Consider the following 12719-nt stretch of genomic DNA (forward strand, 5'->3'; position numbering starts at 1 on the left):
CGGACGGCCGGCCGCACTCAGCGGTCGGCGTTCCCGCCGGACGATCGCCGTTCCGGCCAGCCGGCCGGCCTGCTCACCCGGTCACCGCGAACTCGCGGTTGCGGACGGTCTGTTCGCGATAGGAATTCGGCAGGTCGGGCATCGCGAGCAGCCGGTCGCAGGCCTCCATCGAGCCTTTCCGGTCGCCGACCCAGTACGCGGTGATGGAGTACTCGAACAGCATTCCCCAGCCGTACACCCAGGGCTGGGTGAACAGCCAGTCGTCGGGCATCCGGCGGTCGACCCCGGCCCGGGCGAAGACGTGTGCGGCCTGGTAGCGGCCCATCCGGCGCAGCCGCGAGGAGAGTTCGTAGCAGGCCTCCATGCGTTCCGGCCGGGTCTCCCACGCGTGCAGGAAGGCGTCCATCGCCCCGGGCCAGTCGCCCGTGCCGGCTTTCAGCACCCCGACCTGGAGCAGCGCGTAGTAGACCTCTTCGACCCAGCCGCCCATGCCGGCCCGCCGCTGGTAGAACTCGATGGCCTCCTTGGTCCGGCCCATGTCCCGCATGGTCTGGGCGAGGTAGAAGACCGTGCGCGGATTGCCCGGGTCGCGCCGGAGGTCCTCGCTCAGCAGCCGGGCGTCCCGCTCGAACTTGTCCGAACGCGAGCCGCCGTCGGCGAAGTGCTCGATCACCAGCTCGTCGAGGTTGAGCACCCGGTCCTGCTGGTCGGTGGTCAGGTACTCGTGCGTCGCGCCCTCGTAGCGCCAGGCCATGTCACCCCTGACCAGCCGCTTGATCCGGTACTCCAGGTCGGCGGTGTGCCGCAGCATGTACGAGTCGGCGGTGAGCGCGGGCAGTGCTCCGTGCTGCCGCACCACCATGTCGGCGTCGATGAGCAGCAGGTAGTCGGCCTTGCCCCGGGCGTGTTCGATGTTCAGCGTACGGTTCCGCCCGAAGTTCACCCAGGGCTCCTGGTGCAGCTCACCGGGGATTCCTTCGAGCGCACGGCGGATCAGGTCCTGTGTGCCGTCGGTCGATCCGGTGTCGGAGATCACCCAGGTGTCGATGAGGCCGCGCACGGAGGCGAGGCAGCGCTCGATGACCTTCGCCTCATCCTTGACGATCATGCAGAGACAGAGGGTCGGCTTCGGCCTGGGGGAACTTTGCTCTACCACGGGGGTGCCTCTCGATCTGCGGTCTCCGGATTGGGGCACGGCGGGGGCTCCCGATGGTAGTTCGACGGAATTCGCTCTCCGTCGCTTAACACGTGTCGTCTCGACTCGGGGTGAATAGTCCGATGAATATTCACATTCCTATCGGACGTCAGATCGTCTGAAATACGGCGGCACTGCAGTGGCACCGGCGAACACGGCCGACGCCCGTCAGGCCGTATACGGACCGAGCACGATCCCCCGCTCCGCGTAGAAGCGTCCGAGGTCGCCCCACGGCACCCGGGCGAAGCTCTGCGAGCCGTCGGGGAATCCGGAGGGGTTGTGGATGAGCAGCTCGTCCCGGTTCGCGCCGACGGCCAGCACCAAGTGGCCGCCGGTGCGCGGCGGTTGTGGATCGAGAGTGCGGATGGACGGGTGCACGGAGATCACGGCGAGCCGCCCGGCCGCCAGCAGGGCCGGCAACTCCTCGGCGGGCAGCGGTGATCGGGCCTCGGCCGCCAGGCCCCACCGCTGGTGTACGTACGCCGCGAAGGGGGCGTGGATCAGCCCGTCGAGCCGGCCGTCCGGGTGCCGGACGTACGCGCCCGCCGCCATGCACTCCTCGGCCAGGGTGACCGGCGCGGGGCTGACGCCCCACCAGAAGTCGAGCGCCATCCGCAGGCAGGCCATCCCGCACAGCCGCCAGGACCAGTACTCGTACTCCTCCGGGGTCGCGGCGCCCGAGCGCTCCCAGAGCGGGTCGTCGGAGGCGGGCAGCGTCCCGTCCAGGATGTCGGGGACGAGGTCGGCGGACTCCCACTGGGAGTGGTACGGCACCTGGTGGATGATCGACTTCACGGACCAGATTGTGGCGCACGGACGTGCCCGCCGCCCCTCAACGGGACGGCGGGCGCGCCGGGCGGGCCCGGGCCGGGGGCCCTGCCGGTCCGGCGCGGTCCGATCCGCCTACCAGGCGTAGTCCTCGGGGGCCGTGCGGCGGCCGGGGAAGATCTCGTCCAGCCGGTCCAGGGTCTTCTGCTCCAGCGTCAGGTCCAGCGACCGGACGGAGGCGTGCAGTTGGTCCAGGGTGCGCGGGCCGACGATGGGAGCGGTGACGGCCGGGCGGGTGAGCAGCCAGGCGAGGGCGACGTCGCCCGGCTCGTGGCCGAGTTCGGCGGCGAGGTCCTCGTACGCCGCCAGCTGCTCGCGCCTGCCCTCCAACCGCTGCTCCGAGTGCTCACTGAGCCGCCGGACGCCCTCGCGCTCCTTGCGCAGGACCCCGCCGAGCAGTCCGCCGTGCAGCGGCGACCAGGGGATCAGTCCGAGTCCGTAGTGCTCGACGGCCGGGACGACCTCCAGCTCGACGGTGCGCTCCATCAGGTTGTAGATGGACTGCTCGCTGGTCAGGCCGAGGAAGTGGCGGGCCCTGGCGGCCTCCTGGGCCTGGGCGATGTGCCAGCCCGCGAAGTTGCTGGAGCCGACGTAGATGATCTTGCCCTGGGCGACCAGGACCTCCATGGCCTGCCAGATCTCGTCCCAGGGCGCGGCCCGGTCGATGTGGTGCATCTGGTAGAGGTCGATGTGGTCGGTCTGCAGCCGCCGGAGGCTGGCGTCCACCGCGCGGCGGATGTTGAGGGCCGAGAGCTTGCCCTCGTTGGGCCACTCCCCCATGTCGCCGTAGAGCTTGGTGGCGAGCACGGTCTTCTCCCGGCGGCCGCCGCCCTTGGCGAACCAGTTGCCGATGATGGTCTCGGTGCGGCCCTTGTTCTCACCCCAGCCGTAGACGTTCGCGGTGTCGAAGAAGTTGATGCCCAGCTCGTGGGCGGTGTCCATGATCGTGTGGGCTTCGGTCTCCTCGGTGTGCGGGCCGAAGTTCATGGTGCCCAGGCAGAGACGGGAGACGGTGAGGCCGGTGCGGCCGAGATGGGTGAACTTCATTCCGCAACCCTCCGCCCGTACCGGCCGGTTTGTCCAGCACCGGACAGCCCGTGCGAATGGACTCCCTTTCGTACGACGAGAGTTGACATGCCGCCAGCGGGGCGGATGCGGCCGACGGCGTCCTCCGACCGGAGCGACGGCCGACGGCCGCCCGGCGCCCTTCGACTGTGCCCCCCGGCGGCCCGGCAGGCGGCGATCACCCGGAACGGCATATGCCGAACGCGGTGCGACCGTCGGATCTCGGCCCAGTCCGCGACCCGGGCCACCCGCCCCCGCCCGAGGCCGCCGGAGACCGGAAGGATCAGGCGTCCATGCCGCGGGAAGCCCGCCTATCCGCTCTTCAGCGGTCGGATTTCACCCGACGTCGAACTTCCGTTCCCCCGGGCCGTCACAGGCCGATGTCCGAGATACCGGGACATCGGACGGAAGCTCCGGATACGCACCACCGCCTTCCCGTCCGATTCCGAAGCAACCGCGTCCACTATCCGGAGAAGCCGTCCGCGGCCTGCGCGGACGCCGTCGAGAACGGCGGGACGCCCGGCGCGGGAGCCGGTGCGCGCACGAAGGGGTGGGGCTGGAGAGCCGGATGGCCTGAACGTGACCACACGGTCACCGCAGGTCTTGTGAGGCCCGATCCCGTCACTCAGACTCCAACGAGAATATGACCGGATGTGATCACTCCGTGTCAGTCCGTGGCGATTGGATCACCTGAAGTCTGTGACGGCCGACGCGTCACCGTCGTGTGGAAGGGGGTGGATCGCTTCAGTGCCGCTGTCTCTTGAAGGTCCCGAGGTCCTCGACGCCGCCGGGCGGCAGCAGTTCGCGGAGTCGGGATACCTGGTCCTACCCGGTCTCCTGCCGGAGGCGCTCCGGCACCGGCTCGTCCCCGAGGTGGACCGCTGGGTGGACGAGGGCCTGCGCGCCCGCTCGATCGCCGCCTGCGCCGACCCGGCCACCCACGGCCCGCCACCGGTGCTGGAACTGGAGCTGCCGGCGCACGGCGAACTCCTCGCCCACCGCCCGCTGATGCGCGCGCTCGCCGAGCTCATGGGCCCCTCGTTCGTCTTCCACCACCTGCACAGCGACCGGCAGAACCCCGGCATCCCGGGCAAGCCCTGGCACCACGACTGCGAGCCCAACGACCGCGCGGATCCCTCGCTGCTGATGGTCCACGCACTGCACTACCTCGGCGGCCTCGACCGGACGGTCGGGAGTCTCGCGGTGCTGCCGGGCTCCCACCGCCGGTCCGTCGGCAAGACCGCGCTCGTCCACCTCGGTACCGCCGAACTGCCGGGCGAAGTGGTCATCGACCGGCTGCCGGCCGGCACGACCGTGCTGCTCAACTCCGCACTGTTCCACACCCGCAGGCCCGCCCCGGGCGGTCCCGGCCGTCCCCGCTACTTCGTCGACGCGTCCTACTGCCAGGTGGGAGCGCGCTGGCGTCCCGTCAAACCGTTCTGGCGTCAGATGCTCACCCGGGCACGGGAGCTCGACCTGGACGACGGTCGGTGGCCGGAGCTGTTCGCCGAGCGACACTTCACCGAGTACACCGGAACCGCGTGAGGGGCATCACTGTGGAAGTTGTCGAGCCGGTCGCGTTCACCCACGTCCGGGAGGTCTACCTGCGGGACCACCCGGTGAGCCGGACCCACGAGGCGAACAGCAACCAGGACGGCGAGGAGAACCTCCAGCGGGCCGATCGGCTGCTCGGCAGCTGGTGGCGGGTCCGGCTGTCGCGGGCGGAGGTCCTCGGCGTCGTCCTGCCCTGGCACCTCAGCGAGGGCGGCAGGCTCGAACTCGTCCCCCGGTCCGGGCTGACGGTGGCCGAGGCCGCCGAGCGCATCCGCTCGGGCGGGGCGCGGTGGGCCGAGGCCAACCCGGTCTGCGCGGCCAAACTCGAACTGCTGGAACGGTCCCCGCTCACCCCCGTCTACCTCAGCACCCGGCCGGTGCCGCACCCCGACTACTCGGACCTGCGGGTCAGGGACGGTCTCATCCACCTCGACGGCCTGCACCGCATGCTCGCCTGGGAACTGGCCGGGCGCCTGCCCCGCGAGCAGCGGCTCACCGCGTTCGTCGCCGGCGACCTCCCCGCCCCGCTCACGGCCGGAAGCGGATCGAACACCATGACACTGCACGGACGAACCGGAGACGAGCAGACGTGACGAGTGCGATGCGGTCCACCTACTCGCTGACCGATCTCCTGTTACGCGACGCCCGCCTCCACCCGCACCGGACCGCCCTGACCGACCGGGTCCGCTCGTTCGACTACCGCACCCTCGACACCGTGGCCGGCCACATCGCGGGCCGCCTGCGCGACCTCGGCATCGGCCGGGACGACCGGGTGGCCCTGCTCGGGCCCAGGGACGCCCGGATGTTCGCGCTGCTGCACGGTGTCCTGCGGTCGGGCGCCGCCGCGGTGGTGGCCGACCCGAACTGGTCCCGGCCCGATCTGCGCAGGCGGCTCGACGCCGTCGAGGTCCGCGGCGTGCTGAGCACGGAGGCGACCGCCCCGGCACCGGAGCCCTACCGCACCGAGGTGTTCGACATCGACGCACTCGCCGCGGCCGGTCTGCCCGAGCAGCCCGTCCCGGTCCTCGGCCCGGACACCGACCTGGCCTACCTCTCGTTCACCTCGGGTTCCAGCGGGGAGCCGAAGGCCGTGGCCGTCACCCACGCCAACGCGGTGCACTACGCGAGCGCCCTGCGATGGCGGCTCGGACTCACCGACGGCCAGGCCCCGTGCGTCGCCCACGTCACCACGCTGGCCGCCGACCTCGGCCACACCTCCTGGCTGCTGGCCCTCGCGACCGGGGGTTCGGTGCACGTCGTGCCGGACGACGAGGTGCGCGACCCGGCGGCCTTCTGGGCATCGCTGCGCGGCGCCGGCGTGTCGGTGCTGAAGACGACGCCCTCGCACCTGATGGCGCTGCTGGAGGGCCGCCCCGGCCACAGCCCCGCCCTGCACACCGTGCTCCTGGGCGGGGAGGCGCTGCCGCGCGCGTTCGCCGCCCGCCTGCTCGACGAGGGTGTCACGGCCCGGGTGGCCAACCACTACGGCCCGACGGAGACCACGGTCGGCGCCACCTGCTTCCTCGCCTCCGCTGCGGACGACCTGCCCGCGGACGAGGCGACCGTCCCCATCGGCACCGCGATCGGCGAGGTCGACCTCAGACTGCTGGACGGCGCCGGACGGCCGGTGGCCGACGACTCCGAGGGTGAACTCCTCATCGGCGGAAGGGGCGTGAGCGCCGGCTACTACGGCCGGCCCGCCGAGACCGCGCGCAGCTTCACCCGGTACGGGGGCGAGCTGCTGTACCGGACGGGCGATGTGTGCCGCCGCCGGCCGGACGGGAACCTCGTCTTCCTCGGCCGCTCCGACCGCCAGGTCAAGGTCAGGGGCTTCAGGGTGGATCCCGCCGAGATCGAGCGGGCCATCGAGGACTACCCCGGCATCGGCCGGTCCGCGGTGATCGTGCGGGACACCCCCGCGGGCAACCAGCTGGTGGCCGCCGTACGGCCGGCGGACGGGTACCCCGAGCGCCCGGCGGTCGACGGCCTCCGCACCCATCTGCACGACCGGCTCCCCGGGTACTCCGTCCCGCAACCGATCCTCGTCCTGCCCGAGTTCCCGATCGGCCCGAACGGGAAGCTCGACCGCGAGCGCCTGGCCTCGCTGGTGAGCGAGATCATCGAGGCCAGGGCGCAGCGGGCCGCTGATTCCGTCCGCGGCCCCGGCGACGCTGGAGCCGCGACCGGGCCCGCCGCCTTGCCGCAGGAGGGCCGTGACGCGCTGGCCCGTTCCATAGCCGAGCTCTGGGCGGGTGCGCTCGGCCTGCCCTCCGTCGGTCCGCACGCCGATGTGCTGGGCCTCGGCGGGGACTCGATCCTCGCCATGCGCACCGTCGCGCTGCTGCGCCGGGCCGGGTTCCGCGTCGCGTTCGAGGAGTTCTACCGGCATCCGACCCCGACCCTGCTGGCCGCCGTCGCCGTTCCGGTCGGGGAGGGTGCGCCACCGCGCGCCGCGTCCGGCCGGGGCCGGGGCCGACGGCTGGCACCGGCTCAGCGGTGGCTGTTCCGGCAGCCGCTCGACGATCCTCGGCACTGGAACCAGTCCGTCGTCCTGCGCTGCCGGGCGGCCGTCGACGCCACGGCTCTCTCGGCGGCCGTCGAGGACGTGCTCCGGCGCCATCCGGCCCTGCGACAGCCCGTCACCCCGGACGGTCCCGGCGACCCGCGGCCCGCGGACCGTGTGGACGCGGTGAGCTTCTCCTCGCTCCCGCGGGCGGCGGGCCCGCTGGCGGAGACCGTCAGCGGGGTCTGCACCGAACTGCACCGCAGCCTCGACCCGGTGGCGGGCCGTCTGATCCGGGTCCATCTGTTCACCGGCCCGTCCGGTGTCGACGACCGGCTGGCGGTGGTCGTGCACCACCTGGCCGTCGACGGGCTCTCCTGGCGGATCCTGCTCGACGACCTCGCCCGTGCCTACCGGGCGGCGCTGTCCGGGCAGCGGGCCGGCCTTCCGCCGACGGCCGACTTCTACCGGTGGGCCGCCGAGACGCCGCCGGCGCCCGCCGTTCCCGGGCCGCCCGCACCGCGCCTTCCCGTGGAGGAGGCGGCCGGCTCCACCGAACCCTCGGCCGTCAGCTGGGCCCTCGACGAGCGCGCGACCAGCCGGCTGGTCGCGCGGTACGGACGGGGGCAGGGCCTTGAGGCGGTCCTGCTGTCGGCGTTCGCCGACGCCGTGTCGGGCTGGAGCGGTCAGTCCCGGCTCGGGGTGGAGGTCGAGACCCACGGCCGCGACGTCGCCGGTGAGGGCGGCGACTACCTGGACACCGTCGGCTGGTTCACGGCCGTGAAGTGGGTGGCCCTCGACACCCCCGGCGGCGTCTGCCGGACGGATCGGGCCGCGGTGGCCGAACGCGTGCACGAGGTCGGGCGCCGCGTCCGCGAGGCACCCGAGCTGCCGATGGACACCGCGGGCCCTCGCCCCGAGACCGGGTTCAACTTCCTCGGCACGTTCCGGCTGCCCGACGAACCGTCGCTGGGCTGGACCGTCGCCGCCGAGCAGGCCGGAGCGGCCCGGTGCACCGGCGGCGACCCGCTCTACCTGCTCCGGCTGACCGCCCGCATCGTCGAGGACCGGCTGGTCACCGATCTGGTGTACGCGTGGCCGAGGCTGTCCCACGCCGGTGCGGACGGCATCGTCGCCGCCTTCGCCGACGCCGTGGCGGCCACGGCCGGGGCCACGGCCCCCGTACCCGTCAGGACGCCGGTGTCGACCTCCGGTCAGTTGCTGCACCCCGGAACCCGGGTGCCGCGGGGCGGCGGCCGCTGGACGGTGCTCGAACCCACCCGGGTGCTGCTCACCGGAGCCACCGGCTACCTGGGCAGGCACCTGCTCACCGAGTTCGTCAAACGGGGCGCGCGGGTCACCTGCCTGGTGCGCGGAGAGCACGACGCCGACGCCGCCCGGCGGCTCGGTTTCGAAGGCGAGGGCATCGGAGGCGAGGGCGTCGGAAGCGGCGGCATCGGAGGCGGCGGCGTCGAGGTGGTCGCCGGGGACATCGACCGGGAGGACCTCGGTCTCTCCCGGGCCGGCCTCGACCGCGCCCGCGCCGCGCACGTCGTCGTCCACGCCGCCGCGGACGTCCGTCTGGTGGCCTCGCCCGCCAAACTGGAGGAGACCAACCACGCCGCGGTCCGACGGCTGCTGGCGTGGATCGACTCCCAGTCCCCCTCGGCCCGCTTCCACCATGTCTCGACCCTCGCCGTCGCCGGCGGCGTCGACGGGCCGCCCCGCCGCTTCGGCGAGGCGGACCTGTGGATCGGCCAGAGCTTCCGCACTCCCTACGAGCGGGCGAAGTTCGGTGCCGAGGAGAGCGTCAGGGCCTGGGCGGCGTCCGGCCGCCAGTGCTACGTCCACCGCAGCGGCCACATCGCGGCGCACAGCCGTACCGGTGCCTTCCAGCGCAACATCGGGGACAACCGGATCTACCAGCTCGTCCGCGGCTACGTGCTGGCCGGCGCGGCACCGCGGCGGCCGGCGACGGCCTTCGCGTTCTCCCATGTCGACACGGTGGCCGCGGGGATCGCGGCGATCGCGACGAATCCGTACTCGGCGCCCGGCGCGTACCACGTCGAGACCCCCTACGAGGTGCCCCACGACGAGCTCGTCGGGTGGCTCGTCGGCCACGGCTACCCGATCGTGCTGACGGACGAGGACACCTTCGCCAGGGCCATGGCCCGCGCCGAACGGACCCATCCGACCGCGGCCCGGCTGGCGTCGGTCTGGTCCCAGCTGGAGGAGCGCAACATCGTCGTCGACAGCTCCTACACGACCTCCGTGCTCGACCGCTTCGGGGTGCGCTTCGCCGCGCCGACCCCGCAGTGGTGGTCCTCCGCCCTGTCGTGGGCGGCCGGCGTCGGTTTCCTCCCGTCCGCCGTGGTCGCCGGCCGGACGGCCTGACCGGGGCGGCCACCGGTCGGTCCGTCCGTCGGTCCGCCGAGGGGATCGATCCTCTCGATCGCTCGCTCAGCAAATCCGGTCGTGTAACAGAACCGCTCGCTCAGCAGAACCGCCCGATCCGCCAAACAGAGGGTAGGCCCCGTGTCCCAGCTGTCCCCGGTGCTCAAGCAAGCCACGCCAGTCGTCGCCACCCGAGGCGACGGGATCCACCTCTTCGACGCCGATGGACGGCGCTACCTCGACTTCACCTCCGGCGTGGGGGTGACCAGTACGGGCCACTGCCACCCGCGCGTGGTCGAGGCGGTCCGGCGGCAGGCCGGGCTGCTGGTCCACGGGCAGTACACGACCGTGCTGCACGAACCCCTGCTCACCCTCACCGAGCGGCTCGGCGAGGTGCTGCCGGCCGGCCTGGACTCGCTGTTCTACGTCGCCTCCGGCAGTGAGGCGGTGGAGGCCGCGGTGCGGCTCGCCCGGCACGCCACCGGCCGGCAGAACGTGATCGTTTTCGACGGTTCCTTCCACGGGCGCACCATGGGCGCGGCGGCCCTCACCACCGCGGGCACGCGGTACCGTGCCGGCGTCGGTCCGCTGATGCCCGGCGTCGCGGTGGCTCCGTTCCCGTACGCGTTCCGGCTCGGGATGAGCGAGGAGGAGGCCGTGGAGTACGCGCTGCGCGGTCTCGACCACGTGCTCGCCACGGTCAGCGCACCGGGCGAGACCGCCGCGATGTTCGTCGAACCGGTCCTGGGCGAGGGCGGCTACGTACCGGCCCCGCCGGGCTTCCTGGCCGGACTGCGCGAACGCGCGGACCGCCACGGGATCCTGCTGGTGCTCGACGAGGTCCAGACCGGGTTCGGCCGGACCGGGAGGTTCTGGGCCCACCGGCACCATGGCGAGGTCGTGCCGGACATCCTGGTCACGGCCAAGGGGCTGGCCAGCGGATTCCCGCTCTCCGCGATCGCGGCGCCGACCGCGCTGATGGAGCAGGCCTGGCCCGGCTCACAGGGCGGAACCTACGGCGGGAACGCGGTGGCGTGCGCCGCCGCACTCGCGACGCTCGACGTCATCCGCGACGAACGCCTGGTGGAGAACGCCGCCGAGCAGGGCCTGCGCCTGACCGACGGACTGCGGAAGGCGGCGGCCGCTGCCCCGGCCATCGCCGACGTGCGCGGACTGGGGCTCATGGCGGGCAGCGAGTTCTGCCGTCCGGACGGCTCCCCCGACCCGGACACCGCCCGGCGCGCCCAGCAGGCGGCCGCCGACCTCGGCCTGCTGCTGCTCACCTGCGGGACGCACCTCAACGTCGTCCGGATGATCCCGGCGCTGGTCGTCACGGCCGGGCAGATCGACGAGGCGCTGGCACTGTGGTCCGAGGCCGTGTCCGTGGCGACCGCATGAGCACGGGACCTGAGCGCCGGGACCGCGTGAGCACCGCGATCGCACGAGCAGCTGGTGCCGATGACGAAGGGAGCAGTCCACGACATGTCCGACGACACGATGACCTCCGGTGAAGCGGTGACCTCCGGTGAAACGGTGCCCTCCGGTGAAACGGCGCCCTCCGACGGCACGGTGAGCGAGATCGGCTGGAGCAGCGCGGATCTGGCGTCGCTGCACGAGCTCTGGTCGACGCCGCTCGGCGACGACGACCGCGGGCTCCTGTGGGCCGACTCGCAGTCCGGGCGGTGGGACCGGGCCGAGCGGGTACGCGAGACGCTGCGCGGCTTCGTGCTCCGCAGCATCCGGTCCGTGGGTGTCGCGCACGTCCGCAACCTGATCGACCCGTCCGCGCCCGAGCCCGAGATCGTGGCGGGACTGTCGTTCCTGCTGCGGGAGTTCGGGGAGATCGTCCCCCAGAACGCCCAGGGCGACCTCACCCAGGTACTCCGCGACCGGGACGGCGACGGGAACACCGAGCTCGGGTTCCACTGCGACACCTGCGATCTGCTGGTCCTGCTCTGTCTGCAACCCGCCGTACGGGGCGGGGGGAACACCAAGCTGGCGAGCGCGCGCCACGTCCACGACCTCATCGGGCGGGAGCGGCCGGACGTCCTCACCACGCTCGGCGGGGACTGGACCTTCGACCGGACCGGCCGGGCCGGCCGGCAGGTCATCGTCTCCCCGATCTTCTTCACCCAGCAGGACGGGACCGTGGGCTGCTACTACCAGACCCGCACCGTGCGGTCGTCCCCGGAACGCGGCGGCCCGCCGCTGACCGAACGCCAGTGGGAGGCCCTCGGTGTCCTCGACGAGGTGCTCTACCGGCCGGAGATCGCCTTCGGCCTGCCGATGGCGGCGGGTGACCTGCTGATCATCCGCAACAGCCGGGTGCTGCACGGGCGTTCGCCCTACGTCGACGAACCCGGGCCGGCCTCCCGTCGCATGCTGCGGATCTGGATGAACACGGAGGTACTTTGACCACCGACGCTCAGAGGAACGGCAGGATCGCCGTCGTCACCGGAGGAGGCGGCGGACTGGGCCGGGCCTGCACGCTCGCCCTGCTCGACGCCGGCTGGTCGGTCGCCGTGGCCGGCCGGCGCAAGGAGGCGCTGGAGGAGACCGTCGCCCTCGCCGGGGTCGACCCGGGCCGGACGGCCGCCGTCCCCACCGACATCAGGAACCCCGACGAGGTCGCGGCCCTGTTCGACCGGGTCCGCCGTCAGTTCGGCCGTGTGGACCTGCTGTTCAACAACGCCGGTGCGGCCGTCCCGCGCCGGCCGGTCGCGGACGTGCCCTTCGAGGACTGGACCCGGGTGATGGACACCACCGTCACCGGCACCTTCCTCTGCGCGCAGGAGGCCTTCCGCACGATGAGCTCGCAGTCGCCGATGGGCGGGCGCATCATCAACAACGGTGCCCCGTCGGCGCATTCGCCGCGTCCCGACTCCGTCGCCTACACCACGGCCAAGCACGCCGTGCTCGGACTGACCCGGGCGCTGTCGCTGGACGGCCGGAGGTTCGGCATCGCGTGCGGGCAGATCGACGTCGGGAACGTGGCCCCGGTGGACGGGAGTCCGCAGCCGCCCGCCATGCAGGCCGACAGGACCATGGCGGTGGAGGCGACGATCCCCGTGGAGCGGTTCACCGAGGCGGTGCTGCTGATGGCGTCGATGCCGCTGGACACCAACGTGCAGTTCCTGACCGTGCTTCCGACCACCATGCCGTTCATCGGGAGGGGCTGAG

The 12719-nt window shown here is 72.6% G+C and carries 9 protein-coding genes; 6 read left to right on the forward strand and 3 right to left on the reverse strand.

The genetic code is table 11. From position 1 onward, the window contains the following. Positions 1–73: 73 nt before the first annotated feature. The 3 genes from ACSMTC_RS06600 to ACSMTC_RS06610 all read right to left on the reverse strand — a co-directional run bounded on the left by ACSMTC_RS06600 (position 74) and on the right by ACSMTC_RS06610 (position 3070). Positions 74–1108: a glycosyltransferase gene (locus ACSMTC_RS06600; protein WP_436558696.1), complete on the reverse strand. Its 1035-nt coding sequence runs from the start codon at positions 1106–1108 to the stop codon at positions 74–76. Positions 1109–1363: 255 nt separating this feature from the next. Next, positions 1364–1990 (reverse strand): C39 family peptidase, encoded by a 627-nt coding sequence (locus tag ACSMTC_RS06605; protein WP_436558697.1) that lies wholly within the window; start codon positions 1988–1990, stop codon positions 1364–1366. 108 nt (positions 1991–2098) lie between these two features. After that, complete coding sequence (locus ACSMTC_RS06610) at positions 2099–3070, reverse strand: aldo/keto reductase (RefSeq protein ID WP_436558698.1); 972 nt, start codon at positions 3068–3070, stop codon at positions 2099–2101. Positions 3071–3835: 765 nt separating this feature from the next. Between ACSMTC_RS06610 and ACSMTC_RS06615 the strand changes: the two genes are divergently transcribed. The 6 genes from ACSMTC_RS06615 (at position 3836) to ACSMTC_RS06640 (ending at position 12718) form a co-directional block, all read left to right on the forward strand. Then, positions 3836–4633: a phytanoyl-CoA dioxygenase family protein gene (locus tag ACSMTC_RS06615; RefSeq protein WP_436558699.1), complete on the forward strand. Its 798-nt coding sequence runs from the start codon at positions 3836–3838 to the stop codon at positions 4631–4633. An 11-nt stretch (positions 4634–4644) separates the two neighbouring features. Further along, positions 4645–5235 carry a DUF6309 family protein gene (locus tag ACSMTC_RS06620; RefSeq protein ID WP_436558700.1) on the forward strand — a complete coding sequence of 197 codons (591 nt, stop codon included), beginning with the start codon at positions 4645–4647 and terminating at the stop codon, positions 5233–5235. Next, entirely contained in the window at positions 5232–9539 is a 4308-nt protein-coding gene (locus ACSMTC_RS06625) for an SDR family oxidoreductase (RefSeq protein WP_436558701.1), read from the forward strand. Before ACSMTC_RS06620 ends, ACSMTC_RS06625 begins: the two co-directional genes overlap by 4 nt. A 141-nt stretch (positions 9540–9680) precedes the next feature. Then, on the forward strand, positions 9681–10937 hold the full coding sequence (locus ACSMTC_RS06630; protein WP_436558702.1) for an aspartate aminotransferase family protein: 1257 nt from the start codon (positions 9681–9683) through the stop codon (positions 10935–10937). Between the two features lie 84 nt (positions 10938–11021). Then, positions 11022–11954 carry a TauD/TfdA family dioxygenase gene (locus tag ACSMTC_RS06635; protein ID WP_436558703.1) on the forward strand — a complete coding sequence of 311 codons (933 nt, stop codon included), beginning with the start codon at positions 11022–11024 and terminating at the stop codon, positions 11952–11954. Further along, positions 11951–12718, forward strand: a complete 768-nt coding sequence (locus tag ACSMTC_RS06640; RefSeq protein ID WP_436558704.1) for an SDR family oxidoreductase — start codon at positions 11951–11953, stop codon at positions 12716–12718. The genes ACSMTC_RS06635 and ACSMTC_RS06640 overlap by 4 nt, the downstream gene beginning before the upstream one ends. The last annotated feature ends 1 nt before the right edge of the window (position 12719 follow it).

The organism is Kitasatospora sp. HPM-01-4, from assembly GCF_051374625.1.
Lineage (GTDB): Bacteria > Actinomycetota > Actinomycetes > Streptomycetales > Streptomycetaceae > Kitasatospora.

Excerpts from the sequence above, each read along its gene's own strand:
- ACSMTC_RS06600 (WP_436558696.1), bottom strand. The coding sequence starts at position 1,108 with ATGATCGTCAAGGATGAGGCGAAGGTCATCGAGCGCTGCCTCGCCTCC.
- ACSMTC_RS06610 (WP_436558698.1), bottom strand. The coding sequence starts at position 3,070 with ATGAAGTTCACCCATCTCGGCCGCACCGGCCTCACCGTCTCCCGTCTC.
- ACSMTC_RS06635 (WP_436558703.1), top strand. The coding sequence starts at position 11,022 with ATGTCCGACGACACGATGACCTCCGGTGAAGCGGTGACCTCCGGTGAA.